Origin of the sequence: Thioclava marina (assembly GCF_002020135.1) — a bacterium.
Classification (GTDB): domain Bacteria; phylum Pseudomonadota; class Alphaproteobacteria; order Rhodobacterales; family Rhodobacteraceae; genus Thioclava; species Thioclava marina.
The window spans coordinates 1,318,039-1,342,843 of record NZ_MPZS01000001.1 but is presented as its reverse complement, the minus strand read 5'-3'; the positions used below and the strand labels follow the sequence as shown (position 1 = coordinate 1,342,843).

Genomic DNA, 24,805 nt, shown 5'->3' with positions numbered 1-24,805 from the left:
CCGATATGGGTGTGTCGTCGATCAGGCGCTCTTGCGGGCGCGCATGGCCTCGGCGAAACGCTCGAACAGGTAGTAGCTGTCCTGCGGACCGGGGCTTGCCTCGGGGTGATACTGCACCGAGAAGACCGGGCGGCTTTCCATCGAGATCCCGCAATTCGAACCGTCGAAGAGTGAGATATGAGTCTCGGCGACGCCCTTGGGCAGGGTCTGGCTGTCGACCGCGAAGCCGTGGTTCATCGAGGTGATCTCGACCTTGCCGGTGGTGAGATCCTTCACCGGGTGGTTCGCGCCGTGGTGGCCGTGATTCATCTTGATCGTCTTTGCGCCGAGCGCCAGCGCCAGCATCTGGTGGCCGAGGCAGATACCGAAGACCGGCACCTCGGTTTCCAGAACGCCTTTGATCATCGGCACCGCATATTCGCCGGTCGCCGCCGGATCGCCCGGGCCGTTCGAGAGGAACACGCCATCGGGGTTGAGCGCGAGCACCTCTTCGGCGGTCGCGGTCGCGGGCAGGACGGTCACGTCGCAGCCCGCCGAGGCGAGGCAGCGCAGGATATTGCGCTTGGCGCCGAAGTCGATGGCGACGACCTTGAGATCATTGCCCACAGCTTTCTTGTAGCCGTCGGGCCAGGCCCAGCGCATTTCGTCCCAGCGATAGCTCTGCGCGCAGGTCACGTCCTTGGCGAGATCGAGGCCGACGAGGCCCTTCCACTCGCGCGCCTTCTTCACCAGCGCTTCGATATTGAAGATCCCGTCGGGATGGTGTGCGATCGCCACATGCGGCGCGCCCTGCTGGCGGATCGCGCGGGTCAGGCGACGGGTGTCGACGCCGCCGATTCCGATCCGGCCACGCTTTTCCAGCCAATCGACGAGGTTCTCGGTGGCGCGCCAGTTCGACGGCTCGGTTGGGTCCCATTTCACGATCATCCCGGCGGCCACGGGATCGCCGGTCTCGTCGTCATCGGGGTTCACGCCGACATTGCCGACATGGGGGAAGGTGAAGGTCACGACCTGGCCCGCATAGGAGGGATCGGTCATGATTTCCTGATAGCCGGTCATCGCGGTGTTGAAGACCAGTTCGGCCACCGTATCCCCGGTTGCACCGAAGCCCTTACCATAGAAGAGCTGACCATCGGCGAGCGCGATCAGCGCGGTGGGCTTTTCCGATGCGGACTGGCTGGCAGGCATGGCGCGACTCCCCCGAGGTCAAAATTCGCCGGAACCTAGACGGCTCCCGCGCGCGGGTCAAGGCCCTGCGACAGATTTGTCTTTTCCATATTTTTCAATGAGTTGCAAACGTTGTGCGCGTTTCGCAATACAGCTATTCTGACGCCTTGACGCAAGTAGGGACACGAGAACCGATGGAAATGCGCGAAAAGATCGCCGCCGCGCTGAAAACGGCGATGAAGGAAAAGGATCAGGAGCGCCTCTCGACGCTGCGACTGATCAATGCCGCCATCAAGGACCGCGAGATCGCGATGCGCTCCGAAGGGGAGGGCGACGGTACCGTGGGGGATGCCGAAGTGCTCGCGATCATGGGCAAGATGGTCAAGCAGCGTCAGGAAAGCGCGCGCGCCTATGAAGAAGGCGGGCGGCTTGAACTGGCCGAGAAGGAACAGGCCGAGATCAAGGTGATCGAGGAGTTCCTGCCCCGCCAGCTCAACGAGGACGAGGTCAAGGCTGCGATCGACGCTGCAATCGCCAAGCTTGGCGCGAACTCGATCCGCGACATGGGGAGAGTGATGGCCGAACTGAAGGGCCAATATACTGGCCAGATGGACTTCTCGAAGGCCGGGCCTATGGTGAAGGACTGCCTCGCCTCATAAGCGATGGGCGGTGTGCCGCCATGCGGGAGATAAGCTCGGAACAGCGCCCCCTCGGGGGCGTTTTTCTTTTCGCAACTCATGCGGAAAGGAGACGACATGAAGGCACAATCTCAAATCCAGCAGAAAGCGGCAGGGGCGGCGCTCGCGGCCAAGCGCGGGGAGGCCAAGGTCAAGGATCTGCAAGGCGCCTCGAAGGACATGTACGAGACGATGACCGAAGGCGAGCTCGAGGAAATGGCCGGGACCGCGCGCGGAGATCTGCCTGAGCGCAAGAACTGAACTCGCCGGATCGGGCGCAGGCCCTATAGTCTCGATCGCGTAACGAGTGGAGGAGAAGGATGCGTCGGGTTTGCGCCGTAACGATAGGCTTGTCAGTCGCGTGTGTCTTGGTTTCAGGCTGCGTGCCGACGGCGGGGCCGGACGATCTCAAGCGCAGCTATCCGGACCGGCAGCTCTTTCATTTCCATTCTGCCATTGCCGGGGGCGAGATCAGTTATCTCTGCGCCCCCGGTGAGACCGATGCGGCGACGAAAGCGCGTGCGGCCAAGGCGCATGCCGCTTATGAGGCCGAGGTCCGACGCTACGGCGACACCTTCGCGGAGGCACTGGTCGGGGCGCTGCAATCTGGGGCCGCGCCGGGCACGGCCGCGAACAAGGTCAATAGCGAGAGCGACGCCTGGGCGCGCGCGGCGGCGCTGGAGATCGAGTCGGATTTTCAATGCCTGCCAGTCGCAGCTCCCGGTGTTGGGTTGGGAGACTGATCAGGACGCTGCAGGCGCGCGCGCCTGATCGAGCCGCAGCTGCAATTCGCGGTGAAGCTGGCGACGTTCTTCCGGGGTGAGAAAAGCGCCGATCTCGACTTCGCGGGTACCGCCACGCAAAGTCAGGTAGTCCGGCACCGGCCCTCCTGACGCATGCATCTCGACGCGGACCCAATGCGGGTTGGCTTCCCAATCGCGCGGTCGCTTGCCCGGATCGTGCCGGATCAGGTGCAGTTCGGGCCCGCGAAAACTGAGCACTTCGAGTACCTCACCGGTGCGGTAGCTGTGCGAGATCGCCCACCACACGCCTGCCACGGCCAGCGCGATGAAGGGCAACAGCCACCACAGTTCGACCCGTCCCAGCACCGCGAAAAGCGGCAGGCTGATCATGGCGACGGTCGCAACGATGAAGAAGACGAAGCCTTTGCGCGGCAGCGAGCGATAAGGCCATAGATGCAGTTGATCGGCTGCGGTCGTGCTGTCGGAGGCAGGCGATGGCACGGCGTGGCCTTCAGCATCTGTCCAGCGATAGGGCATGTCTTGGGCTCCCTTTGTCAAACGGCCCCGGAGCGATCCGGGGCCGTTTTCGTTATCAGGAGATGAAGATCGCTAGTGCGCGTGGGCGTGATCCCAGTCCTCACGCTTGGGGAGCTGCTCGAAAGTGTGCTCCGGCGGCGGGGAGGGCAGGGTCCACTCCAGCGTATCGGCGTATTCGTTCCAGTAGTTGTTCTCGGTGACGCGCTTGCCCTTGAAGAGGGTGTAGAACACGATGCCGATGAAGAACACGAAGCTGGCAAACGAGATGAACGCGCCGATCGAGCTGATGTAGTTCCAGGTGGCGAAAGCCTCCGGATAGTCGATATAGCGGCGCGGCATGCCCTGGCGGCCGAGGAAGTGCTGCGGGAAGAAGATCAGGTTCGACCCGATGAACATCATCCAGAAGTGCAGCTTGCCGGCCCATTCCGGGTATTGGCGACCCGACATCTTGCCGATCCAGAAGTAGATCCCGGCGAAGATGGCGAAGACAGCCCCCAGCGACATCACGTAGTGGAAGTGCGCCACGACGTAATAGGTGTCGTGATAGACACGGTCGAGCGGCGCCTGGCTCAGCACCACGCCGGTCACGCCGCCGACGGTGAAGAGGAACAGGAAGCCGATCGCCCAGAGCATCGGCGTCTTGAACTCGATCGAGCCGCCCCACATCGTCGCGATCCAGCTGAACACCTTCACGCCCGTGGGGACCGCGATAACCATCGTCGCCACCATGAAGTAGCTCTGCTGGGTCAGCGACAGGCCGACCGTGTACATGTGGTGCGCCCAGACGACGAAGCCCAGAACACCGATCGCCACCATGGCGTAGACCATCGGCAGGTAGCCAAAGACGGGCTTGCGCGAGAAGGTCGCGATGACGTGGCTGATGATGCCGAAGCCCGGCAGGATGATGATGTACACTTCCGGGTGTCCGAAGAACCACAGGATGTGCTGATACAGGATCGGATCACCGCCGCCCGACGGGTCGAAGAAGGTGGTGCCGAAGTTGCGGTCCATCAGCAGCATCGTGATCGCGCCCGCCAGAACCGGCAGCGAGAGCAGGATCAGCCAGGAGGTCACGAAGATCGACCAGGCGAAGAGCGGCACCTTGTGCAGCGTCATGCCCGGTGCGCGCATGTTCAGGAAGGTGGTGATCATGTTGATCGCGCCGAGGATCGAGCTCGCGCCCGAGACGTGCACGGCGAAGATCGCGAGATCCATCGAATAGCCCGCTTCGTTCGTCGAGAGCGGCGGATACAGCACCCAGCCCACGCCCGAACCCGAGCCGCCGCCGCCACCCGGGGCGAGCAGCGAGGCGATGCCGAGGCCGGTGCCCGCGACATAGAGCCAGTAGCTGAGGTTGTTCATCCGCGGGAAGGCCATGTCCGGCGCGCCGATCTGGAGCGGCATGAAGTAGTTGCCGAAACCACCAAAGAGCGCGGGAATCACCACGAAGAACATCATCAGGACGCCGTGATAGGTGATCATCACGTTCCACAGATGACCGTCAGGCGTACATTCCTCCGCCGCGTTGGCGACGAAGCGCGCCCCTTCGGCGCACATGTACTGCACGCCCGGCTCCATGAGCTCGAGGCGCATATAAACGGTGAAAAGGACCGATATCAGCCCCACCGCGCCTGCGGTGAAGAGATACAGAATCCCGATATCCTTGTGGTTGGTGGACATGAACCAGCGCGTGAAGAACCCACGCGTGCCATGCGCACCCTCGCCGTGAACGGCTGCGTCCGCCATAGTGATCTCCCATTTCTCCCAACAGACCCGGGTCTCCCGTCCCGATTGGCCTGAATAGCCGGAGGTTAGGAGCGAATTCCGAGCAGGGCAAGGATTTCACGCACATAGCTGTGAAAAATTGTCGCATCACCGTGGCCGAGGGGCACAGGCAAGTCCGCGAGAGCATCTTCGCGAGGTCTGGCGCGGCCGTCATGGTGGTGAGCGTTTTGGTCAACCGTATCTCAAGAAGAACAGCGAAGAGGATGGCTAATGAGGTCGCGTCGGTCCGCAGGGGCGCTTGGCTCCAAAGAGTTTGATTTCGGCGATCAGACCAGCGCCGATGACGATATGAGTGAGTTGCCTCTTTGCCGCGTGTCCGATGGCACGAACCGCGCCGAAGGGAGGATGACCGCCATTGTCAGGATGAGGCGTTCTCTCGGGAAATGAGCCAGCTCTTGAATGCAAAAAGGCGGGCCTGCCGGCCCGCCTCGATCAGCTCTCCGCTGCTTGCGGATTACTTGTTTGCCGGATTGTCGGGCGAAACGTCTGCCGAGCCGAGATAGGCGGCGACGTCTTCCTGATCTTTCTTCTGCTTGTAGCTCATGCCCGATTTTGCTTTCGGGTCGCCGGTCTGCTCCTCGAGGAATTTCGAGGGATCGGTGATGTATTCGGCGATCAGCTCTTCGGTCCAGACGGCGCCGGTCGCGGCGTATTCCTTGATGCCATCTTTGTAGCTGAAGCCCTCTTCCGACGCGACCGGACGGCCGACGACGTTATAGAGGTTCGGGCCGACCTTGCCGCCCTTGAAGATCGCCGTCCCGTCCGGGGCGATAATCGAGTGGCAGGCCTTGCACTTCTTGAATTCCTTCTCGCCCTTGGCGGCGTCACTCGCGAAAGCGGGTGCGGCAAGGGAGACTGCGGCGATCGTGGCAATCAGGCTGAATTTCATCGCGTCCTCTTTGTTTTTTGCGTTGGCGCGGGTCCTCCCGACCCGGCTTTCACGGGCAGTCACGCTGCCTTGAAGGGGCTTGTAACATGCGTGAGCAGGCCCTTGTCAGCAACTTTCTGTGTTTGTGCGTGAGGAATCGCCCATGATGCGGTCGAATGTCGCACGCAACGCGAGGTCAAGATCGACCATAGTCGCGGGAATGCCGAGATCGACCAGGCTTGTGACCCCGTGCTCGCGGATTCCGCAGGGGACGATTCCGCTGAAATGCTCGAGCTCGGGCTCGAGATTGATAGAGATTCCGTGAAAGCTCACCCATTTGCGCAGCTTGACCCCGATCGCGGCGATCTTGTCTTCGCGCAGCGCACCATCGGCCGATCTGGGCTTGTCCGGCCGGGTGACCCAGACACCGACACGGCCGTCCCGGATCTCACCCTTCACGTTGAACTCGGCGAGGGCTGTGATCACCCAGTCCTCGAGCTTGCGCACGAAGCAGCGCACGTCGCGCCCGCGCTTGTTGAGATCGAGCATGACATAGGCGACGCGCTGACCCGGTCCGTGATAGGTATATTGCCCTCCGCGCCCGGCGTCGTAGACCGGGAAGCGGTCGGGATCGACGAGATCCTCGCGCTTCGCCGAGGTGCCGGCGGTATAAAGCGGCGGGTGTTCGAGCAGCCAGACCATTTCCTCTGCCTCGCCCGCGGCGATCCTGGCAACCCGATCCTCCATGAACGCGAGCGCCTCCTCGTAAGGCACGGGGGCCTCGCTGATGCGCCATTCAACCATTCTCAACCTCCAGCGCGGGAATTCCTTACCCAACGTCAAAATTTCTTGCCCCTCGTGCGGTTCGGGGCGCAGACTTCACCCATTCGTGAGGTTCGCCGCCACCGCACCGGCCATTTTCAGGGTCGGACCTATCGCGCAGACGAAAACTGGGGACTGCGGGGCGACAGGCAAAACCGGAATTTATTGATTGGAGGGTTCAGGGATGAAACACAAGTTTCTGTTGACGGGGCTTGCCGTGCTGATGGCCACGGGCGGGCCGGGCGCGCCGGCGCTCGCGGGCGGGTCCGACATCGTCGGCGGTGTGATCGGCGGCATCATCGGCGGCGCGATCGTGAACGAGGCGAATCGCAGCAACCAGCGCCGGACCACCACGACCACGCGCACCTATGCCGCGCCGAGGGTTTCCTCGGCGCAGCGTGAGGCCAACCGGGAGGTGCAGGTCGCGCTGAACCATTTCGGGTGGAATGTCGGCACGCCCGATGGCTCGCTCGGGCCGAAATCGCGCGCGGGAATTTCGCAATACCAGGCCTTCATGGAATTCCCGATCACCGGCCGGCTCAATGACATGGAGCGCACGATCCTCACCACCGCCTATCAGAAGGCGCTGCTGGGCGGTTCGGCGGTGACACAGACGATTTCCACCCATCCCCAGGGGATGCGCGGGTTGCTTCTGGAGACGCGGGCGCAGATGCTGGGCACGGGCGGGGCGACTTATGCGGGTGGCTCGATCGGAGGGCTGCCGCCGCAGATCTCCGAGGCGGTCTACGAGATCGCACGCAGCTCCAATGTCGAGCCGCAGCAGCTGATCGCACGCTCGGGCTTCGTTCAGCTGGCGGATTTGAACAATGACGGGCGCACGGATTACCTGCTCGACACCTCGGTGCTTGGCCCGGGCTTCTGGTGCAATGACAAAAGCTGCGCGGTGCGGGTGTTCGCCTCGACCCCGAGCGGTTTCGCGCGCAATGACTTCCAAGCCTATAACGCGACGCCGGCGATGTTCACCTGCCAGGCGGGCGCGTGCCAGATGACGGGTGACGCGGCGCCGGCGGCGAGCCTGCCTCCAACCACGATGGCCGTGGCCCCGCAGCCGCAGCCGCAAGCGCCCTCCTTCGGTACGCAGTTGGCCGCACAACCGGTGCCTGCGATGCCCTCTTTCGCCGCGATGCCCGAGCCGGTCCCGGTCTCGCTGGCCTCATATTGCGCGAAGGTCGGGCTGGTGACCTCTTCGAATGGCGGCTTCCTGACTGAGGCGAGCCTCACCGATCCGGGACAGGCGCTGGGTGAGCAGTTCTGTCTCGCGCGGGGCTATGCGATCGACGAAGGCGAGGCTATGGCCGCGAAGATCACCGGCTTCACCCCCGATCAGATCGCCGCGCAATGTCGCGATTTCGGCGCGTTGCTCTCCGATCAGGTCGCGGCGGTCGGCACGACGCCGCAGCCCGCGATGATCGAGAAGGTAAAGGGTTTCGTCGCCGGTTCGGGCATGAGCCCCGCGCAGCTGTCGGGCACGGCCAAGGTCTGTCTCTCGGTGGGCTATCGCACCGATGACATGCCGGTCGCGCTTGGCTCGGCACTTGTTCTCGGTGCGATCGGCGAGGGCGGTTATGACGAGCTTGTCGGCCATCACCTGATGCAGGGGGTCGGCACCGATGAGCGGCCCGACCTGGCCCTGGGCTGGTACGAATCGGGTATCAAGGCCACGCCGGTCTTCGCGCCGGGCCAACCGGAGCGCAACGGCCTGATCCACAAGGCGGCGCTGATGATGAATGGCCGCGCCGACGCAAGCGCCGCCCCCAAGGCCGCCTCTGGTCCAGCCGCAAGTCTTGCGGGCTTTGCGTCCAAGGCCGCACAGCTGATCGAGACCGCGGCGCCGCAATAAGAGCTAGGCGCGGGTCGGGGTAACTCGGCCCGCGCTCACATGGGGCGAAAAATTCGCGGCAATCCCGAAATACCCCCTTTTCTTCCCCCCGGCCTTTGGCTAATACGCGCCACACCAAGCCAAGACAGTGCGGTCGTGGCGGAATTGGTAGACGCGCAGCGTTGAGGTCGCTGTGGGGTAACTCCCGTGGAAGTTCGAGTCTTCTCGACCGCACCATTCATCCGACAGAGCCCGGGCCAAGTGCCCGGGCTTTGTCGTTTTCGGCGCCTGCGCATCTTCGGCCCCTGAGCATCGCGCCCTCGTCATGCGTTTGAAATGAATGCACGGATTTTCGTAGTCGCTTTAACCAAGTCTTGAAGAACCGCACGCCAATGTTGAACCGGGTATGCCCGCCATGTCGGTGGGCGGTTGCAAGGCGTCGGGCGGATGGCGACTTTCGTCTTCAAAGGGTATTACGGGGAAGATTTCCTCGTCGAGGGCGGTGGCTCGACCGTCTCGGTCGGCTCCCGGCTGATGGTCGATCCCGCCTGGGACGTCGACACCTCTAGTCGAACCTTCAGCTTCACGGATGACGACAGCCATCTTTCGGGCGATAGCGATCCCTACGCCGATGAGAGCGGCAATGATCCGAACCAATATGTCACGGTGACCGGTCCCGACGGCGCGGTGATCACCTCCGGCAAGGTCTATATCGAAAGCGCCGCGACGCTCGCTGGCCCCGATGGCAGTTCGATCGAGCTTTATGTCCTTGAGGTGAACGGCGTCATTGTCGGCGAAATCACGAGCGCGCCCCTCCAGCCCGGTGTTACCTACGAGGTTACCGCGGTCACGAACACCTCGACCGGTCCGACCTACAATTCGCTCTTCTCGGCCAATTACGATCCAGATGATCCGAATTACATCCGCGGCGGGGTCTACGCGGATTCGCTTCAGGGCGGCGCGCTCAACGACACGATTTCCGCAGGCGCAGGGGCCGATACGATCGACGGCGGCGATGGCAATGATGTCATCTATTACGGCACCGGCGGATCGGATCCGAGCAAAGGTGATCTGGTTCATGGCGGCTCTGGCTCCGATGTCATCGATGACGCCTCGGGTGTCGAATACGATTTCAACGATACGCTCTACGGTGATGCGGGCGATGACACGATCTGGGCCGGCGGCGGCGACGACCATGTCGATGGCGGCGCAGACAATGACCTGATCTTCGGAGAGAGCGGCAATGACACGCTCCTTGGCGGGGCGGGTGACGATACGATCCGGGGTGGCGGCGGGAACGATTCCATCCTCGGCGAAGGCGGGGCGGATTCGCTTCACGGGGATGCGGGCGACGACACCGTCTCGGGTGGTGATGGTGCCGACACGATCTGGGGCGATGGCGGCAACGACCTGCTTTCGGGTGGGGCGGATGACGACAGGTTCCTCTTCGCGGACAGCTGGGGCATCGATGTCGTGCTGGGTGGCGAGACCGTCACCAACGGCACGGATTTCGATCTGCTCGATTTCAGCGCCGTCACCACGAGCGGCATCACCGCGATCTACGGGGGGAGCGAGAGCGGAAGCGTAACGGCGGGCGCCGAAAGGGTCGACTTCTCGGAGATCGAAGGGATCACAGGCAGCGCCCTTTCCGATCGTCTCGATGCATCCGCGAGCGGTGCTGGCGTCTATCTGGACGGCGGCGGCGGTGACGACACGATCACCGGCGGTGCGGGGGATGACATCATCGTCGGTGGAACGGGCGACGACACGCTCTGGAGCGGCGAAGGTGGGGACACGCTCGTTTTCGCCGATGGCGGTGGTGCCGATAAGATCGCTGATTTCGATATGAGCGATGACGGATCGGGCTTCACCACCGATCAACTCGACGTGACGGGGCTGACTGATGCGGCCGGTGCACCCGTGAACGCCTGGGACGTCACCGTCGGGACCGATGCCTCGGGCAACGCGGTCCTGAGTTTCCCCAATGGCGAGAGCGTGACCCTGATCGGAGTTGCGCCCCAGGAGGTCTCGACCGCGCCGCAGCTCCATGCGATGGGCATTCCCTGTTTCCTCGAAGGCACGAGGATTGCGACGCCGCGCGGCCCGTGCTTGGTCGAGGCCTTGCGACCCGGCGACCTGGTCCTCACCCGTGACGGGCCTGCGCAACCGGTGCTCTGGCATGGGGTGCGGGTGCTCTCGGCAAATCAGTTGCGCCACGATTCGCGATTGCGACCGGTCGAGATCCGGGCGGGCGCGTTCGGCAATACCCGCCCGCTGCGCCTTTCGGGTCAGCATTGCCTTTACATTACAGAAGGTTCCGGGGCGCTGGTCCGTGCACGCCATCTTGCCGCCAGTGGCTGGGGCGGGGCGCGGGTGATGCAGGGACGACGACGGGCGCGATATCACCATCTTCTCTTGCCGCGCCACTCCTTGGTGCAAGCCGAGGGCGCGTGGGTCGAGAGCTTCTGGCCCGGGCGACAGGCGATGCGTGTGCTTCCTCGCGACCAGCTCTCGGCCCTTCTGCGCGCCTACCCCCGTCTGACATTGGTGCATTGGACTTCCGCCGAGGTTGAATCCGTCTACGGTCCCTCTGCCTACCCTCGAATGACGCCGAGTAAGGTTTCGCGAGAAATGTGCAGGAAATGGTCGCTCCTTGCGCGGGAAATGCCGCAAAGCGGCGGTTTTTCGGGCGGTTCTGTGCTGCGATAGGCTTATGTTCGGAGTTTTTGGATTCCGGGTTGAAATCCAGAATTGCCCTTGCTTTAGTCATATGCACGGGAAATGACCAAAGACAAAAACAACGGGGAGCCCGCTTTGACCAACGCAGCTGACGGCGAAGGATTCGTCGTATTCGACCGCGTGCAAAAAAGCTATGACGGCGAGACGCTCGTCGTGAAGGATCTCAATCTCTCGATCGGCAAGGGTGAATTTCTCACCATGCTGGGGCCGTCGGGGTCGGGCAAGACGACCTGCCTGATGATGCTGGCCGGTTTCGAGACCGCGACCAATGGCGAGATCCGGCTGGATGGCCGCAACATCAACATGGTGCCGCCGCATAAGCGCGGAATTGGCATGGTGTTCCAGAACTACGCACTCTTTCCGCACATGACGGTCGGCGAGAACCTCGCCTTCCCGCTCGAAGTGCGGGGCATGGGCAAGGACGAGCGTGAGACCAAGGTCAAGCGTGCGCTCGACATGGTCCAGATGGGCAACTTCATCAATCGTCGACCGGCGCAGCTTTCGGGCGGCCAACAGCAGCGGATCGCCTTGGCCCGCGCGCTGGTGTTCGATCCCGAACTGGTCCTGATGGACGAACCGCTCGGTGCGCTCGACAAGCAGTTGCGCGAGCATATGCAGTTCGAGATCAAGCACCTTCACGAGACGCTCGGCATCACCGTGGTCTATGTGACCCACGATCAGGGCGAGGCTTTGACGATGTCGGACCGCGTGGCCGTGTTCAACGATGGCCGCATCCAGCAGCTCGCGCCGCCGGATGAGCTTTACGAGCGCCCGCAAAACAGCTTCGTCGCCCAGTTCATCGGCGAGAACAACAAGCTGCCCGGAAAGGTCGAGAGCCTGACGGGGGAGACGTGCACGGTGCGCCTGAGCACGGGCGAACTGATCGATGCGACTGCGGTCAATATCCGCGAATCCGGTCAGGATACGCTGGTGTCGATCCGTCCCGAGCGCGTCGAGTTCAAGCCCGAGATGATGCCTGCGGGCGCCCACACGATCAACGCCGAGGTTCTCGAGGTGATCTATATGGGCGACATCCTTCGCACCCGGATGCGCGTTGCGGGATCGGATGATTTCGTGATGAAATCGCGTAACACGCTCGATCAGGTGCGGCTCAAGGAAGGGGATACCGTCAAGATTGGCTGGCATCCCCAAGACGCCCGCGCTCTCGATCCGATGTGAGCCAAGCATTCCGGGCGCGTGATAGCCGCGCGCCCTGATACGCCACCCGAAGGTGGCCAATCGACGAAACGTCGAGAAAACAACAGACCAACCAACTGGGAGTAACCGAGAATGAAAAAACTTCTGATCCTGAGCACCGCGCTCGCAGGCTTCACCGCTGCCGCCGCACAGGCGGAAAGCGTGACTGTCCTGTCCTGGGGCGGCGCTTACGAGAAGAGCCAGGTCGAGGCCTACAACAAGCCCTTCGCCGAATCGACCGGCATCGACGTGAACATGGAAGCCGCCGACAACCCGGCGACCCCGATCAAGGCGCAGGTCGAGGCGGGCAACGTTTCGGTCGACGTGGCCGACGTTGAGAAATCCGACGCGATCCGCCTGTGCGACGAAGGTTTGCTCGAGCCGCTCGATCCCGACGCGGATCTGGCAGCCGCGCCCGACGGAACCCCGGCTTCGGAAGACTTCATCGATGGCTCCTTCACCGATTGCGGCGTTGCGAACATCGTGTGGTCGACCGTGATGGCCTATAACACCTCGAAGGTCGATGGTTCGCCCACCACGATCGCGGACTTCTTCGACACCGCAAAATACCCGGGCAAGCGCGGTCTGCGCAAATCGGCCAAGGGCACGCTGGAATTCGCTCTGATGGGCGCGGGCGTCCCGGCGGCGGATGTCTACAAGGAATTGGGCACCCCGGAAGGCGTGGACAAGGCCTTTGCCGAACTCGACAAGATCAAGGGCGATGTCGTGTGGTGGGATGCCGGCGCACAGCCGCCGCAGCTGCTCGCCGATGGCGAGGTCGTGATGTCGACCGCCTATAACGGCCGTATCTTCAACGCCGAGGTCGCTGAAGGCCAGCCCTTCAAGATCGTCTGGGACGGCCAGCTGATGGACTTCGACTTCTTCGTGATCCCGAAAGGCGCGCCGCATATGGACGCCGCAAAGGCTTACCTGAAGTTCGCCACCGAGACCGCGCAACTCGCCAACCAGGCGAAGTGGATCTCCTACGGTCCGGCACGCAAGTCCTCGGCCCCGATGGTCGGCATGTATCAGGACGGCAAGACCGAAATGGGGCCGCATATGCCCACCGCGCCCGAGAACATGGGCAACGCGCTGGTCAACGACTCGGAGTTCTGGGCTGACCACGACACCGAACTGAGCGAGCGCTTCAACGCCTGGCTCGCCGGCTGATGCCACACCGGGCCGCGCGATCATCCCGCGCGGCCCGACTTCTTTCTCTCGCAAGGAAGCGTCTGGCGATGTCGACCCTCCGGATCTTGGCTGCATGCCTCTGCCTTTTGGTGCCCGTCGCGCCACAGGCGGTCCAGGCCGGTGACCCGGTCGTTGGTTACTCAACGAGCGACGCGCAGATGAACGCCGCAATGGCTGCCGCCCGCGAGAGCTATCCCTCCGCTTTCCTCGGCGCGATCCGCGCGCGTGAGGGTGAGGATTTCCTCCTCAAGGCGGGGATCGATACGCCCGGCAACGGGCGCGAGCATATCTGGACCGCACCGATCTCGATCTCCTCGACCGAGATTACGGCGGAGCTCGTCAACGAGCCGGTCTATTTCGAGGGCCATGTCGGTGACGAGATCACCTTCGCGCCCGAACAGATTTCGGATTGGAGCTACCGCCGCGACGGCAAGCTCCATGGCAATTACACGACCCGGGTGATGCTGCCCGAGTTACCCCAGGATGAGGCGGCGCGTCTGCGCGCGATCCTGGCCCCGCTGCCCTGAGCGGCAAAGGAGAGATGATGAGCGACGCCACGATGGAACCAACAGAGCTGAGAACAGCCGACGGCCTGCCGCTCAAGAAAGCGCTGGCGAAATCGCAGGCGCGGGCCAAAAGACGGGCCTTTCTGCTCGTCGCGCCGCTGTTCCTGTTCGTGCTGATCACTTTCGTCGTTCCGATCGGGCAGATGCTGTTCCAGTCGGTTTATAACGACAGTTTCTCTAAGAACGCCCCCGCGCTTGGACAATGGTTTGCCGAGCACCCGCTCGAAGCGCCCATCGACGAGAGCGCCTTTGCCGCGCTGGCCACTGATCTCAAGGAGATGAAGGCGAACCGCACACAAGGCGAAGCTGGCACCCGGATCAACTATGATGTTCCCGGTACGCGCTCGCTCTTCACCTCGACTGCGCGCAAGGCCGACAAGCTGGAGCCGCCCTACAAGGAAGCGATTCTCGACATCAACAAGGGATGGGAAGATCCGAACCTTTGGCGCGCGATGCGATCCGCGTCGCATCCCTATACGATCGACTTCTACCTCGCCGCGCTCGACATGACCCGCGACCAGGACAACAATATCGTGTCGGTCGACAAGACGCGCTCGATCTATGGCACGCTGTTCACGCGCACGGCGCTCCTGTCGTTGATCATCACCGTGCTGTGCATGCTCCTCGCTTTCCCGATCGCGCATCTGCTGGCCTCGCTGCCGCTGGCGAAATCGAACCTGCTGATGATCTTCGTCCTGCTGCCCTTCTGGACCTCGCTTCTGGTGCGCACGACCTCCTGGATGGTGCTGCTGCAACAACAAGGCGTGCTCAACGACATCATGGTCTGGCTGGGGATCGTCAGCGACAACGGCCGGCTTGAGATGATGTACAACAAGACCGGCACGATCGTCGCGATGACGCACATCCTTCTGCCCTTCATGGTGCTGCCGCTCTATTCGGTGATGCGGACCATCCCGCCGAGCTATGTGCGCGCCGCCCGCAGCCTGGGCGCCACGTCCTGGACCGCGTTCCGCCGCATCTATCTGCCGCAGACCCTTCCGGGGATCGGCGCGGGCGCGCTTCTCGTGTTCATCCTGTCGGTCGGCTACTACATCACCCCCGCCCTTGTCGGTGGTGCAGATGGTCAGTTGATCTCGAACATGATCGCCTTCCACATGCAGAAGTCGCTCAACTGGTCGCTGGCGGCCGCACTTGCCTCGCTTCTGCTTGGCGGGGTTCTGGTCCTCTACTGGCTCTATGACCGGCTGGTGGGCATCGACAACATGAAGCTGGGCTGAGGAGAAACACATGGCCGTTCCCGCATATGCAAGCCCGCTCGAGAGAACCTGGCACTACACCTATCTGGTGATCTGTGGCCTGATTTTCTTCTTCCTGATCGCCCCGATCATCGTGATCATTCCGCTCTCGTTCAACGCCGAGCCCTATTTCACCTTCACCGAGAAGATGCTCAGCTTCGATCCGACCGGCTATTCGATGCGCTGGTACGACATGCTCCTGACCTTCGGGATGCAGGAGCCTCAGGCCGAGCGCGGCTGGTCGTGGTGGATGGATGTCTGGCAGCACGCCACCTGGATCGACGTGGCGAAGAACTCGATCATCATCGGTTTCTTCTCGACGATCCTCGCGACCGTGCTGGGCACGCTGGCCGCCCTTGGCCTGTCGCGTCCCGAGATGCCGTTCCGCCGCGCCGTGATGGCGGTCCTGATCTCGCCGATGATCGTGCCGATCATCATCACCGCGACGGGGCTGTTCTTCTTCTACTCCAAGACCGGGCTGGCGCATTCCTATCCGGGCATCATCATGGCCCACGCGACCTTGGGCATTCCCTTCGTCATCATCACGGTGACGGCGACGCTGGTAGGCTTTGACCATTCGCTGAGCCGCGCGGCCGCGAACCTCGGGGCCGATCCGCGCACGACCTTCTTCAAGATCGTGATGCCGCTCATCCTGCCGGGCGTGGTCTCGGGTGCGCTGTTTGCCTTCGTGACCTCGTTCGACGAGGTGGTGGTGGTGCTCTTCGTGGCCGGCTACGACCAGCAGACGATCCCGCGCCAGATGTGGAACGGTATCCGCGAGCAGATCAGCCCCGCGATCCTCGCAGTCGCCACGATCCTCGTCTTCGTGTCGATCGCGCTTCTGACCACGGTGGAACTCCTGCGCCGCCGCTCCGAGCGCCTGCGCGGCATGTCACCGGGCTAAGGCGTCCAGCGTCAACGGGCAACGCTCGCCCTCATAGAACGTTTCAAGGAGCCGGGTGAACACCGGCTCCTTTCCATTTGAGGCGGCCTCGAACAACGTCGCGCAGGAGCGCAGCTTCAGCGCATCGACCGGTCCCATGATCTCCTCGATCGGCGTGTTCGCGTAGGTCAGCACCGCCTCCGACGCCTCCACCAACCGCGCCCGTAGCACCGGGTCGGCGAGATAGTCCCGCGCCTCACCGAGATCCGCGATTCCGTATTCCTTGGCGCGGGGGCTGCGCCCGAGCGCGGCCAGTTGCGGGAAGATCCACCAGATCCAATGCGTTGTCTTGCATCCGTGGCGCAGCTCGCGCAGAGCGGTCGGGTAGTCGCGGGCTTGGGGGGCGTGGAAGCGGATGGTCATGGCAGACTTCCCCTAAGGTTCAAGGCGTTTCCGGTCGGTTAGACAGGCCCGCTTCCACGAAGTTCAAGAGTTTTTCGAATTTTTCAGGCTTGCGCCAATTCAGCTTGTGGACCGGTGATGCCTGAAAAAGAGACGCCATTGTCTCGTCATCGAGATCGCCATTTGCCGCCACGCACGCGCTTTTCAGCCGCCCCGCATCTGAACCTGAAAGCTTGGTCGTCTGCTGCCAGATCGCTGCACAGACCGGGTCCGTCCTCACGAGTTTGTCGAAGTGATAGTGCAAGATGAAATAGGGATAATAAGAAGAGCGCCCCGCGACGCTTGGGTCTGCAAATGAGGCTGGATTGATCGCGCGCCGCAGTTCTTGCGCCGCGCGTGTCCAAAGCGGAGCCGTTTTGTTCAGTTGGCGAGGCGTCCTGAAGTATTCAACGAAAGCGTCGCGCCAACGGGCGATGAGCGGATCACCCTGCTGCGCGGCAAGAAACCAGCTCGAAATAGCCCGGTCTCGATGTTCGTTGTAAAATGCAAAAAATCCTGAGGCTCCCAGGGCGCCCGGGAGCCAAGTGTTCAGATGCGTCGACGGGAGCAGAGTCGCATCAACCCAAACGCCGCCATGCTTTGCCAGAAGGAGAAGGCGAAGGATATCGGATCGGATCTGCATCGATAGACGTGCCGGATCAATCCCCTCGTCCGCGATCAAATCGTCGGATTCGGGGGCAGCGATAAGCTTGACCTCATCCGTCCCGTGGGTTTTTTGCCAGATCCACTGAAGCCGTTGGATCATCCCGGGGGCGTGAGTTATTCCTTGATGCCAGAAAGAGAATACAACCATGACGGGTATATACCCGCGACGGCCTAAAAGGTTAAATAGGGGGCGTCGCCATATTTCGAGGCCGCGACGTTACGCCGCTCCTCTTGAGAATGCTCCCTATGGGCGAGTGGTATTACCCCCAAACCTCCTCGAACTCCCGCCATTCACCCTTGCTCATGCCGGAGTTTTCCTGCGTGACGACCTCACCGGCCAAACGCCGTTTCAGCAGCTCCACCGATTTGCCCGACAGGTTCACCCCGCCCAGACGATAATCCTCGAAGGCCGAATAGGCCGCAGGCACCCAGTCCTTGACGATGTCGCACATCACCTCGGCATAGACCCGGATCTCGTATTGCGCGTGGTGGTCGGCGCGCAGGCGCAGGAAGTGGAAGAGGTTGTGCAGGTCGATCTTCCAATACCACTGCGTGTAGACATTCGCGGGCAGGTTCATCCGCGCGAGTTCCCGTGCGAGGCCCTGTTTGCCGGCGTCCTCGTCGGGGGTCAGCATGTCCTCGTAATGGTCATAGGCGCGCATCGCGTCCTCGCGCAGGATGTCGAGCACGCGGGCGGCCTCGGCGCCTTCCAGCACCGCGCCGCGGCCCTGGTTGTTCACCGTCGATTGCGCGGCGAGCTGGTCGGGGGCGGGGATGTAGAATTCGCGGTCGAGGATCGAGTAGCGCGCGGAATATTCGTTCACGTTCGCGGTGCGGTGGCGGATCCATTGCCGGGCGACGAAGACCGGCAGCTTGACGTGAAATTTGACCTCGCACATCTCGAAGGGGGTCGAGTGCCAGTGCCGCATCAGGTAGCGGATCAACCCGGTATCGTTGCTCACCGCCTTGGTGCCGCGTCCATAGGAGACCCGCGCGGCCTGACAGATCGCGGCATCGTCGCCCATATAGTCGATGACCCGGACGAGCCCGTGATCGAGCACCTCATGGGCGGTATAGAGGCGCTTCTCCATCCCCGGCGAGACCGCGCGCGCGGTCATTTGCGTCTCGGCGCGCTGCGCCTCGATCTCGGCTTTCTGTTCCGGGGTAAGCGCCATTTCATCCTCCGCAGCTCTCGAATCGGATTTACTATATCTGCGATGTTGCGCTCTAGGAACCGCCATATCCTGTGGATAAATCGTTCTTCTTGCCGGGGCGCGGAGGTGAGCTATCCTCGGGGAGACGCCAAGACATGAGGAGATACGGACCGATGAAAATCGAATATCTGCACACGATGGTGCGCGTGCTCGATCTCGAGAAATCCATCGCTTTCTACCAGTTGCTCGGGTTGAAGGAGCGCAAGCGCTACGAGAGCGAGCAGGGCCGCTTCACGCTGGTCTATCTCTGCCCGCCGGGTCAGGAGGATGGGCGCGCCGATCTGGAACTGACCTGGAACTGGGATGGCGATACCGGCCTGCCCTCGGACAGCCGCCATTTCGGGCATCTCGCCTACCGGGTCGAGAATATCTACGAAATGTGCCAGCACCTGATGGACAACGGGGTGACGATCAACCGGCCGCCGCGCGACGGGCACATGGCCTTCGTGCGCTCGCCTGACAATATCTCGGTGGAGCTGTTGCAGATGGGCGATGCGCTGCCCGCGCAGGAGCCTTGGGCGAGCATGGAGAACACCGGTCACTGGTGAGATGCGGGGTCGAGGGGCGCTGCCCCTCGGCGCTGTCGCGCCTCACCCCGGGATATTTGGGCCAAGAGGAAGGGGCCAGGGTTATTTCCGGAAATGATCCTTGAGCTTGTCGAAGGGGCTGCGGGTGTTTTCCGCGGCCTCTTTCTTTTTCGGAGTGGGCGTGTCGGTTTTCTCGGGGGGCTTCGTCCCGGTCGAGGAGCGCGGAGGCGCGACGCGCAGGCTCACCGCGTTGAGGAATTTCGAGCTCTCTCCCGCGGCCAGAGCCGGAGCTCCGTCTGAAATGCCGCGCAACAGATCGTCGAGCATGTCCTGTTCCGCCTTCGGGAAGTCATTGAGCACGTAGCCCGCCACGCGATCCTTGTGACCGGGATGGCCGATCCCAAGCCGCACCCGCGCATAGTCGGGGCCGATATGCTGATGGATGGAGCGCAGCCCGTTATGGCCAGCATGGCCGCCCCCTTGCTTGAGGCGGCATTTGCCCGGCGCGAGGTCCAGCTCGTCATGAAAAACGGTGATGTCGGCGGGGGTGAATTTGTAGAAATCCGCCGCTGCGCGAACGGATTGACCCGAGAGGTTCATGAAGGTTTCGGGTTTGAGCAATACCACGCGGGTCGAACCAAAGCGCCCCTCGCTCACCTGGCCCTGAAATTTCGCGCGCCATGGTGCGAAGCCATGGTCGGCGGCGATCCTGTCGAGTGCCATGAAACCGATATTGTGCCGGTTTCCCGCATATTTCGCGCCCGGATTTCCGAGACCTACCCAGAGCTGCATCCGCCACCTTTCTCATCGTTGCGCGTCGGCGTCATCCTCACCCTTGGGATATTGGATGGCGACGCAAACGGAAAGGGGGGTGTCAGAGCAGGGTGTCGTCACGCCCGTAGGAGCGGATTGTCGCCCTTGCCACGCGCGAGATCGAAACGCCCGAGAAGTTGCGATGCGCCTCGTCGGTCTTCTCGCGGCGCGCAACCTCTTCCATGAGGCGATCCACCAGCGACTCTCTCTTGAGCGTCCCGCGGGAGTTTGTGATAGATGACGGGGTTTGCAATTTGCGACGCTTCACGTCCCGAGCCAGTCGATGCATGATCGAGCGGTCGGAGCGGCGCGCTTTGACCTCTTGGAAAACCTGCGCGAACTTGCGACGTTCTCTGTAGCAAATCGTAAGTGCTGTCATGGCAGCTAAGATTTGCACGCCGTATGTCTGCATTTTTTTCGCCTCACGGGTGTATTTTTTTAATTTATATCGCGTTATGCGACTGCCTTGATTTCACAAGTAGTTGAGAATCGACCTTCGGCAATGAAAAAAACGAAAAAAAACGGAGCCCGCAGGCTCCGTTTGCATTTTTTTTGGCCAAATGGCGCATTTTTCGGCGGAGGAATTATTCCTCGGCAGCGGCCTCTTCGCCTTCGTCCTCGTCCGAGGAGCCGCCACCGAAGCCTTTCGGCGGGGCGACGTTGGCGATCACGAAGTCGCGGTCGATCGTGGGCTTCGCGCCGGTCGGCAGGGTCACGTCCGAGATGTGGATCGTGTCGCCGATCTGCTTGCCGTCGAGGTCGACGACGATCTGGTCGGGGATTTCACCGGCGAGAACGTTGAGTTCGACTTCCTGACGCACCACGACGAGGGTGCCGCCGCGCTTGAGGCCCGGAGCTTTCTCGTGGTTGATGAACTCGACATGCACGAAGAGCGAGATGCGCGAGTTGCGGTGGGTGCGCATGAAGTCGACATGGGTCGGCAGGTCCTTGACCACGTCTTTCTGCACGCCGCGGCAGATCACGCGCTGGTCTTCCTGGCCGTCGAGGGTCAGGTTGAACAGGGTCGACATGAAGCGGCCCTTGCGCAGGCGGGTGAGCAGCTTGTTATAGTCGAGGTTGATCGGCTGCGGGTCTTTGCCGTCGCCGTAGACGATGCCGGGCACGTAGCCCTCGCGACGCGCTTGCCGAGCGGCCCCCTTGCCCGTCCCCGTACGCGCCACGGCTTCGATCGTTTCGATCTCTTTGGCCATGATTGGTCTCCAAATAAGTCAAAGTGATGGGCCGCCTCCAAGGGTGTCGGGCCCAAGAACGGCTGCCGATAGACCGGATCGCCCGGAAAGGCAAGGGGATTCGGGGTTGTGGGGCGAACTCGGTCGCCCTGATCAGCTGTAATTGTCGAGGAAGTCCTTCGGCAAAAGCACATTGTGGCGGCCGAGCGCGTCGATCCGGCGCTCTCCGCAAAGTGCCATCGAGGTGTCGAGCTCCTTCTGGATCACCTCAAGCGCCTTGGTCACGCCTTGCTCGCCCATCGCACCAAGCCCGTTCACATAGGCCCGCCCGATCATCACGCCCTTCGCGCCGAGCGCCAGCGCCTTGAGCACGTCCTGGCCCGAGCGGATGCCGCTATCGAGCCAGACCTCGGTCTTGTCGCCGACCGCCGAGACGATCGAGGGCAGCACCCGGATCGAGCTCAGCGCGCCGTCGAGCTGGCGCCCGCCATGGTTCGACACGACGATCGCATCTGCGCCCGTGGCCGCAGCCATCTCGGCATCTTCAGGGGTCAGGATGCCCTTGAGGATCACCTTGCCGCCCCACATGTCCATCAATTGCTTGATGCGGTCCCAGTTCAGCGACTGGTCGAATTTCTCCGCGGTCCAGCTCGACAGCGAGGCAGGGTCCGCCGCGCTCTCGACATGGCCCACGATATTGCCGAAGAAGCGCCGCTTGGTTTGCAGCATCTCGATCCCCCAACGCCATTTCGTCGCGAGATCCATCAGCACGGGCAGGGTGAATTTCGGCGGGGCGGTTAGGCCGTTCTTGAGATCCTTGTGCCGCTGGCCGAGCAGTTGCAGATCGACGGTGATCACCAGCGCGCTACAGCCCGCCGCCTTCGCGCGCGCGAGGACTTTCTTGTTATAATCGTCATCGGTGAGCGTATAGATCTGGAACCAGAAGGGCGCGTCGGAATTCTCCGCCACATCCTCGATCGAGCAGATCGACATCGTCGAGAGGGTGAAGGGCACGCCGAACTTTCCGGCCGCGCGGTTCGCCTTGATCTCGCCATCGGCGCGCTGCATGCCGGTCAGCCCGACCGGCGCGAGCGCCACCGGCATCGCGACTTCCTGGCCCAGCATCGTCGATTTCGTCGAGCGCCCCGTCATGTCCACCGCAACGCGCTGGTTGAGCCGGATCTGCGCGAAATCCTCGGTGTTCTCGCGGAAGGTCTGCTCGGTGTAGGAGCCGCTTTCCGCGTAATCGTAGAACATCTTCGGCGTGCGGCGTTTATGCAGGCGCTTCAGATCGGCGATGGAGGTGATGACGGGCATGGGGTGCTCCCTATCTGTGGTCAGGTTTCCTTACCAATCATGCAGGAAAAGAGCAATCTTTCTTCGCCGCTATTGCAAAAACGCGTGATCCGTTCCCATCTGCGCATTGGGAGAACAGGAGAGAGATGCGTGTCTGAGATCTGGCTTGGACTGATGGGCGGCATGGTGGCCGCCGGGGCGACCGCCGCCGGGGCGATCCCTGCGCTGCTCGGTCGTTCAATGAGCCAACGTACCGCCGACACGATGCTGGGCTTTGCCGCGGGCGTGATGCTCTCGGCTTCCTATTTCTCGCTGATCCTTCCGGGGATCGACGTGGCCGAGACGATGTTCGGCTCGGTTTGGGTCGCGGCGGCAATCGCGGCGACCGGGATCGCACTCGGGGCAGGTTTCGTGGCCTGGCTCAACGCGACGCTCCCGCATGAGCATTTCACCACCGGCCGCGAAGGCGCCGATGCGGCGCAGCTGGCGCGGATCTGGCTCTTCGTGATCGCGATCACCATCCACAATTTCCCAGAGGGCCTGTCAATCGGCGTCGCCTTCGGCGCGGGCACCGATAACGGTTTCTCGGTGATGACCGGGATCTCGCTGCAAGACATCCCCGAGGGGCTGGCCGTCGCCGTCGCACTGATCGGGCAGGGCTATACCCGTCGCAAGGCCTTCTTCGTCACCGCGATGACGGGCGCGGTCGAACCGGTTGGCGCATTGTTGGGCGCGGCGGCGGTCTCCGTCTCGGGCGCGCTCCTGCCGTGGGGGCTCACCTTCGCCGCTGGCGCGATGCTCTATATCATCAGCCATGAAATCCTTCCCGAGACCCATCGCAACGGCCATCAGAACCGGGCGACCGCGGGGCTTCTCTTCGGGTTGATCCTGATGATGTTCCTTGACGTGACGCTGGGCTGAGCCTCGCGAAGGGCGGAAAGCTTTCCTCTTTACTTTGCGTCTGACCCAGCGTAATCGCCGTCGCATGATCACACGGACCGCATATATCGCCCGTCCCCGACGTCGCCGCTCGCGCGCCTGACGTCCGATCTTCTGTGGCCCCGCGCCACATCTCCCTAAAATCGCTGACCGAAGGCCCCTGAATGTTGACAGCCCCACGGGACTGTTGCACGCATTTGCCTTCTCTTACTGGAGTTTGACCCGATGATCCCCTCCGTTCTGCCGACCTATAATCGCGCGCCGCTTGCCTTCGTGAAGGGCGAGGGTTCCTGGCTTGAGACGGCGGATAGCACCCGATATCTCGACATGGGCGCGGGCATCGCGGTGAATGCGCTGGGGCATGCCGCGCCCGAACTGGTGCAGGCGCTGACCGAGCAGGCGGGCAAGCTCTGGCATGTCTCGAACCTCTACCAGATCCCGCAGCAACAGGCGCTGGCCGACGCTCTCGTCGAGAAGACCTTCGCCGACACGGTCTTCTTCACCAACTCGGGTACCGAGGCGGCTGAACTCGCGATCAAGATGGCGCGGAAATACTGGTCCTCGAAGGGCGAGGACCGGATCGAGATCATCACCTTCGAGGGCGCGTTCCATGGCCGTTCCACGGGCGCGATCTCGGCCACGCCGAAATCCGAGAAGATGGTGAAGGGCTTCGGGCCCTTGCTGCCCGGCTTCACCCAGCTGCCCTGGGGCGATCACGACGCGTTGCGTGCGGCGGTTACCGACAGCACGGCGGCGATCCTGATCGAACCGGTGCAGGGCGAGGGCGGTATCCGCCCCGTGCCCGATCAATGCCTCAAGGGCCTGCGCGATCTGTGCGACGAGACCGGCGCGCTTTTGATTTTCGACGAGGTGCAGTGCGGCGTCGGCCGCACCGGCAAGCTCTTCGCGCATGAATGGGCGGGCGTGACCCCCGATATCATGATGGTCGCGAAAGGCATCGGCGGGGGCTTCCCGCTGGGTGCCGTGCTAGCGACCGAAAACGCGGCCTCGGGTATGACTGCGGGCACGCATGGTTCGACCTATGGCGGCAACCCGCTGGGCTGCGCGGTAGGCGCGAAGGTGATGGAAATCGTCTCCGATCCTGCCTTCCTCGATCAGGTGAACGCCAAGGCCGGTTTCCTGCGCCAGAAGCTCGAAGGCCTGGTCGCCGCCCATCCCGACACCTTCGAAAGCGTGCGCGGCGCGGGCCTCATGCTCGGCCTGAAATGCAAGCGTGCACCGACGGATGTCGTGGCCGCCGCCTATGACCAGAAGCTGCTGACGGTGCCTGCGGCCGATAACGTGCTGCGCCTGCTGCCCGCGCTCAACATCTCCGAAGCGGATCTGAGCGAGGCGGTGAAGCGTCTCGATGCCGCGGCGACGCAACTCGAGAGCTGATTTTCCAACTGCTTGAAATATCCTCGGGGGCTGCGCGTCAGCGCAGCGGG

The 24,805-nt window shown here is 62.6% G+C and carries 25 protein-coding genes and 1 tRNA gene; 14 read left to right on the top strand and 12 right to left on the bottom strand.

Going from position 1 to position 24,805, the window contains the following annotated elements; translation table 11 throughout:
* Positions 1–21 precede the first annotated feature (21 nt).
* Positions 22–1,188 (bottom strand): glutamine-hydrolyzing carbamoyl-phosphate synthase small subunit, encoded by a 1,167-nt coding sequence (gene carA / locus BMG00_RS06480; RefSeq protein WP_078573696.1) that lies wholly within the window; start codon positions 1,186–1,188, stop codon positions 22–24.
* A gap of 173 nt (positions 1,189–1,361) precedes the next feature.
* Here carA and BMG00_RS06475 point away from each other — a divergent pair, with 173 nt between their 5' ends.
* The 3 genes from BMG00_RS06475 (at position 1,362) to BMG00_RS06465 (ending at position 2,587) form a co-directional block, all read left to right on the top strand.
* Positions 1,362–1,826 (top strand): GatB/YqeY domain-containing protein, encoded by a 465-nt coding sequence (locus tag BMG00_RS06475; RefSeq protein WP_078525580.1) that lies wholly within the window; start codon positions 1,362–1,364, stop codon positions 1,824–1,826.
* Between the two features lie 96 nt (positions 1,827–1,922).
* Positions 1,923–2,105 carry a DUF3008 family protein gene (locus tag BMG00_RS06470; protein WP_078573695.1) on the top strand — a complete coding sequence of 61 codons (183 nt, stop codon included), beginning with the start codon at positions 1,923–1,925 and terminating at the stop codon, positions 2,103–2,105.
* Positions 2,106–2,212: 107 nt separating this feature from the next.
* On the top strand, positions 2,213–2,587 hold the full coding sequence (locus BMG00_RS06465) for a hypothetical protein (RefSeq protein WP_146642565.1): 375 nt from the start codon (positions 2,213–2,215) through the stop codon (positions 2,585–2,587).
* Here the strand turns inward: BMG00_RS06465 and BMG00_RS06460 are convergent, their stop codons facing one another.
* From BMG00_RS06460 to lipB, 4 genes are all read right to left on the bottom strand, one after another.
* Complete coding sequence (locus BMG00_RS06460; protein WP_078573693.1) at positions 2,588–3,124, bottom strand: DUF2244 domain-containing protein; 537 nt, start codon at positions 3,122–3,124, stop codon at positions 2,588–2,590.
* Between the two features lie 72 nt (positions 3,125–3,196).
* Complete coding sequence (gene ctaD / locus BMG00_RS06455; RefSeq protein ID WP_078525573.1) at positions 3,197–4,870, bottom strand: cytochrome c oxidase subunit I; 1,674 nt, start codon at positions 4,868–4,870, stop codon at positions 3,197–3,199.
* A gap of 493 nt (positions 4,871–5,363) precedes the next feature.
* Positions 5,364–5,798 carry a c-type cytochrome gene (locus BMG00_RS06450; protein ID WP_078525572.1) on the bottom strand — a complete coding sequence of 145 codons (435 nt, stop codon included), beginning with the start codon at positions 5,796–5,798 and terminating at the stop codon, positions 5,364–5,366.
* 105 nt (positions 5,799–5,903) lie between these two features.
* Entirely contained in the window at positions 5,904–6,581 is a 678-nt protein-coding gene (lipB, locus tag BMG00_RS06445) for a lipoyl(octanoyl) transferase LipB (protein WP_078573692.1), read from the bottom strand.
* Between the two features lie 202 nt (positions 6,582–6,783).
* Between lipB and BMG00_RS06440 the strand changes: the two genes are divergently transcribed.
* The 8 genes from BMG00_RS06440 to BMG00_RS06405 all read left to right on the top strand — a co-directional run bounded on the left by BMG00_RS06440 (position 6,784) and on the right by BMG00_RS06405 (position 16,292).
* The gene (locus tag BMG00_RS06440; RefSeq protein ID WP_078573691.1) at positions 6,784–8,460 is read left to right on the top strand and encodes a peptidoglycan-binding domain-containing protein; all 1,677 of its coding nucleotides are present in this window, start codon (positions 6,784–6,786) and stop codon (positions 8,458–8,460) included.
* A gap of 129 nt (positions 8,461–8,589) precedes the next feature.
* Positions 8,590–8,676: transfer RNA gene (locus BMG00_RS06435), tRNA-Leu, on the top strand.
* 210 nt (positions 8,677–8,886) lie between these two features.
* On the top strand, positions 8,887–11,148 hold the full coding sequence (locus BMG00_RS06430; protein ID WP_078573690.1) for a Hint domain-containing protein: 2,262 nt from the start codon (positions 8,887–8,889) through the stop codon (positions 11,146–11,148).
* 72 nt (positions 11,149–11,220) lie between these two features.
* Positions 11,221–12,357, top strand: a complete 1,137-nt coding sequence (locus BMG00_RS06425) for an ABC transporter ATP-binding protein (protein ID WP_093469923.1) — start codon at positions 11,221–11,223, stop codon at positions 12,355–12,357.
* A gap of 111 nt (positions 12,358–12,468) precedes the next feature.
* Positions 12,469–13,545 carry an ABC transporter substrate-binding protein gene (locus tag BMG00_RS06420; RefSeq protein ID WP_078573689.1) on the top strand — a complete coding sequence of 359 codons (1,077 nt, stop codon included), beginning with the start codon at positions 12,469–12,471 and terminating at the stop codon, positions 13,543–13,545.
* A gap of 179 nt (positions 13,546–13,724) precedes the next feature.
* The gene (locus BMG00_RS06415) at positions 13,725–14,093 is read left to right on the top strand and encodes a YegJ family protein (RefSeq protein ID WP_158521690.1); all 369 of its coding nucleotides are present in this window, start codon (positions 13,725–13,727) and stop codon (positions 14,091–14,093) included.
* A gap of 17 nt (positions 14,094–14,110) precedes the next feature.
* Positions 14,111–15,370, top strand: coding sequence for an ABC transporter permease (locus BMG00_RS06410; RefSeq protein WP_078525563.1), 1,260 nt, complete (start codon positions 14,111–14,113; stop codon positions 15,368–15,370).
* A 10-nt stretch (positions 15,371–15,380) separates the two neighbouring features.
* On the top strand, positions 15,381–16,292 hold the full coding sequence (locus BMG00_RS06405; protein ID WP_078525561.1) for an ABC transporter permease: 912 nt from the start codon (positions 15,381–15,383) through the stop codon (positions 16,290–16,292).
* Here BMG00_RS06405 and BMG00_RS06400 read toward each other — a convergent pair.
* From BMG00_RS06400 to thyX, 3 genes are all read right to left on the bottom strand, one after another.
* On the bottom strand, positions 16,281–16,694 hold the full coding sequence (locus BMG00_RS06400) for a DUF1810 domain-containing protein (RefSeq protein ID WP_078525560.1): 414 nt from the start codon (positions 16,692–16,694) through the stop codon (positions 16,281–16,283). The two genes, BMG00_RS06405 and BMG00_RS06400, sit on opposite strands and share 12 nt — an antisense overlap.
* Before the next feature lie 19 nt (positions 16,695–16,713).
* Positions 16,714–17,526: a capsular polysaccharide synthesis protein gene (locus BMG00_RS06395; protein WP_078573688.1), complete on the bottom strand. Its 813-nt coding sequence runs from the start codon at positions 17,524–17,526 to the stop codon at positions 16,714–16,716.
* Between the two features lie 112 nt (positions 17,527–17,638).
* Positions 17,639–18,553 (bottom strand): FAD-dependent thymidylate synthase, encoded by a 915-nt coding sequence (gene thyX, locus BMG00_RS06390; RefSeq protein WP_078525556.1) that lies wholly within the window; start codon positions 18,551–18,553, stop codon positions 17,639–17,641.
* A gap of 152 nt (positions 18,554–18,705) precedes the next feature.
* Between thyX and BMG00_RS06385 the strand changes: the two genes are divergently transcribed.
* On the top strand, positions 18,706–19,140 hold the full coding sequence (locus BMG00_RS06385) for a VOC family protein (RefSeq protein WP_078525541.1): 435 nt from the start codon (positions 18,706–18,708) through the stop codon (positions 19,138–19,140).
* A gap of 81 nt (positions 19,141–19,221) precedes the next feature.
* Here the strand turns inward: BMG00_RS06385 and pth are convergent, their stop codons facing one another.
* The 4 genes from pth to BMG00_RS06370 all read right to left on the bottom strand — a co-directional run bounded on the left by pth (position 19,222) and on the right by BMG00_RS06370 (position 22,439).
* On the bottom strand, positions 19,222–19,911 hold the full coding sequence (pth, locus tag BMG00_RS06380; RefSeq protein ID WP_078525531.1) for an aminoacyl-tRNA hydrolase: 690 nt from the start codon (positions 19,909–19,911) through the stop codon (positions 19,222–19,224).
* Between the two features lie 82 nt (positions 19,912–19,993).
* Positions 19,994–20,128: a hypothetical protein gene (locus BMG00_RS17870; RefSeq protein WP_273068691.1), complete on the bottom strand. Its 135-nt coding sequence runs from the start codon at positions 20,126–20,128 to the stop codon at positions 19,994–19,996.
* Positions 20,129–20,516: 388 nt separating this feature from the next.
* Positions 20,517–21,143: a 50S ribosomal protein L25/general stress protein Ctc gene (locus BMG00_RS06375; RefSeq protein WP_078525527.1), complete on the bottom strand. Its 627-nt coding sequence runs from the start codon at positions 21,141–21,143 to the stop codon at positions 20,517–20,519.
* A 132-nt stretch (positions 21,144–21,275) separates the two neighbouring features.
* Complete coding sequence (locus tag BMG00_RS06370; RefSeq protein WP_078573687.1) at positions 21,276–22,439, bottom strand: alpha-hydroxy acid oxidase; 1,164 nt, start codon at positions 22,437–22,439, stop codon at positions 21,276–21,278.
* 153 nt (positions 22,440–22,592) lie between these two features.
* On the opposite strand from BMG00_RS06370, the gene BMG00_RS06365 reads away from it, so the two are divergent.
* Both BMG00_RS06365 and BMG00_RS06360 read left to right on the top strand, forming a co-directional pair.
* Positions 22,593–23,339 (top strand): ZIP family metal transporter, encoded by a 747-nt coding sequence (locus BMG00_RS06365; protein WP_210401918.1) that lies wholly within the window; start codon positions 22,593–22,595, stop codon positions 23,337–23,339.
* Positions 23,340–23,582: 243 nt separating this feature from the next.
* Complete coding sequence (locus tag BMG00_RS06360; protein ID WP_078573686.1) at positions 23,583–24,755, top strand: aspartate aminotransferase family protein; 1,173 nt, start codon at positions 23,583–23,585, stop codon at positions 24,753–24,755.
* Positions 24,756–24,805 lie beyond the last annotated feature (50 nt).

Excerpts from the sequence above, each read along its gene's own strand:
- carA (WP_078573696.1), bottom strand. The coding sequence starts at position 1,188 with ATGCCTGCCAGCCAGTCCGCATCGGAAAAGCCCACCGCGCTGATCGCG.
- BMG00_RS06395 (WP_078573688.1), bottom strand. The coding sequence starts at position 17,526 with ATGGTTGTATTCTCTTTCTGGCATCAAGGAATAACTCACGCCCCCGGG.
- BMG00_RS06365 (WP_210401918.1), top strand. The coding sequence starts at position 22,593 with ATGGGCGGCATGGTGGCCGCCGGGGCGACCGCCGCCGGGGCGATCCCT.
- BMG00_RS06470 (WP_078573695.1), top strand. The coding sequence starts at position 1,923 with ATGAAGGCACAATCTCAAATCCAGCAGAAAGCGGCAGGGGCGGCGCTC.
- BMG00_RS06425 (WP_093469923.1), top strand. The coding sequence starts at position 11,221 with ATGACCAAAGACAAAAACAACGGGGAGCCCGCTTTGACCAACGCAGCT.
- BMG00_RS06460 (WP_078573693.1), bottom strand. The coding sequence starts at position 3,124 with ATGCCCTATCGCTGGACAGATGCTGAAGGCCACGCCGTGCCATCGCCT.
- BMG00_RS06405 (WP_078525561.1), top strand. The coding sequence starts at position 15,381 with ATGGCCGTTCCCGCATATGCAAGCCCGCTCGAGAGAACCTGGCACTAC.
- BMG00_RS06450 (WP_078525572.1), bottom strand. The coding sequence starts at position 5,798 with ATGAAATTCAGCCTGATTGCCACGATCGCCGCAGTCTCCCTTGCCGCA.
- BMG00_RS06430 (WP_078573690.1), top strand. The coding sequence starts at position 8,887 with ATGGCGACTTTCGTCTTCAAAGGGTATTACGGGGAAGATTTCCTCGTC.
- ctaD (WP_078525573.1), bottom strand. The coding sequence starts at position 4,870 with ATGGCGGACGCAGCCGTTCACGGCGAGGGTGCGCATGGCACGCGTGGG.
- BMG00_RS06415 (WP_158521690.1), top strand. The coding sequence starts at position 13,725 with ATGAACGCCGCAATGGCTGCCGCCCGCGAGAGCTATCCCTCCGCTTTC.
- thyX (WP_078525556.1), bottom strand. The coding sequence starts at position 18,553 with ATGGCGCTTACCCCGGAACAGAAAGCCGAGATCGAGGCGCAGCGCGCC.
- pth (WP_078525531.1), bottom strand. The coding sequence starts at position 19,911 with ATGCAGCTCTGGGTAGGTCTCGGAAATCCGGGCGCGAAATATGCGGGA.
- BMG00_RS06400 (WP_078525560.1), bottom strand. The coding sequence starts at position 16,694 with ATGACCATCCGCTTCCACGCCCCCCAAGCCCGCGACTACCCGACCGCT.
- BMG00_RS06420 (WP_078573689.1), top strand. The coding sequence starts at position 12,469 with ATGAAAAAACTTCTGATCCTGAGCACCGCGCTCGCAGGCTTCACCGCT.
- BMG00_RS06410 (WP_078525563.1), top strand. The coding sequence starts at position 14,111 with ATGAGCGACGCCACGATGGAACCAACAGAGCTGAGAACAGCCGACGGC.
- BMG00_RS06375 (WP_078525527.1), bottom strand. The coding sequence starts at position 21,143 with ATGGCCAAAGAGATCGAAACGATCGAAGCCGTGGCGCGTACGGGGACG.
- BMG00_RS06360 (WP_078573686.1), top strand. The coding sequence starts at position 23,583 with ATGATCCCCTCCGTTCTGCCGACCTATAATCGCGCGCCGCTTGCCTTC.
- lipB (WP_078573692.1), bottom strand. The coding sequence starts at position 6,581 with ATGGTTGAATGGCGCATCAGCGAGGCCCCCGTGCCTTACGAGGAGGCG.
- BMG00_RS06475 (WP_078525580.1), top strand. The coding sequence starts at position 1,362 with ATGGAAATGCGCGAAAAGATCGCCGCCGCGCTGAAAACGGCGATGAAG.
- BMG00_RS06385 (WP_078525541.1), top strand. The coding sequence starts at position 18,706 with ATGAAAATCGAATATCTGCACACGATGGTGCGCGTGCTCGATCTCGAG.
- BMG00_RS06440 (WP_078573691.1), top strand. The coding sequence starts at position 6,784 with ATGAAACACAAGTTTCTGTTGACGGGGCTTGCCGTGCTGATGGCCACG.
- BMG00_RS06370 (WP_078573687.1), bottom strand. The coding sequence starts at position 22,439 with ATGCCCGTCATCACCTCCATCGCCGATCTGAAGCGCCTGCATAAACGC.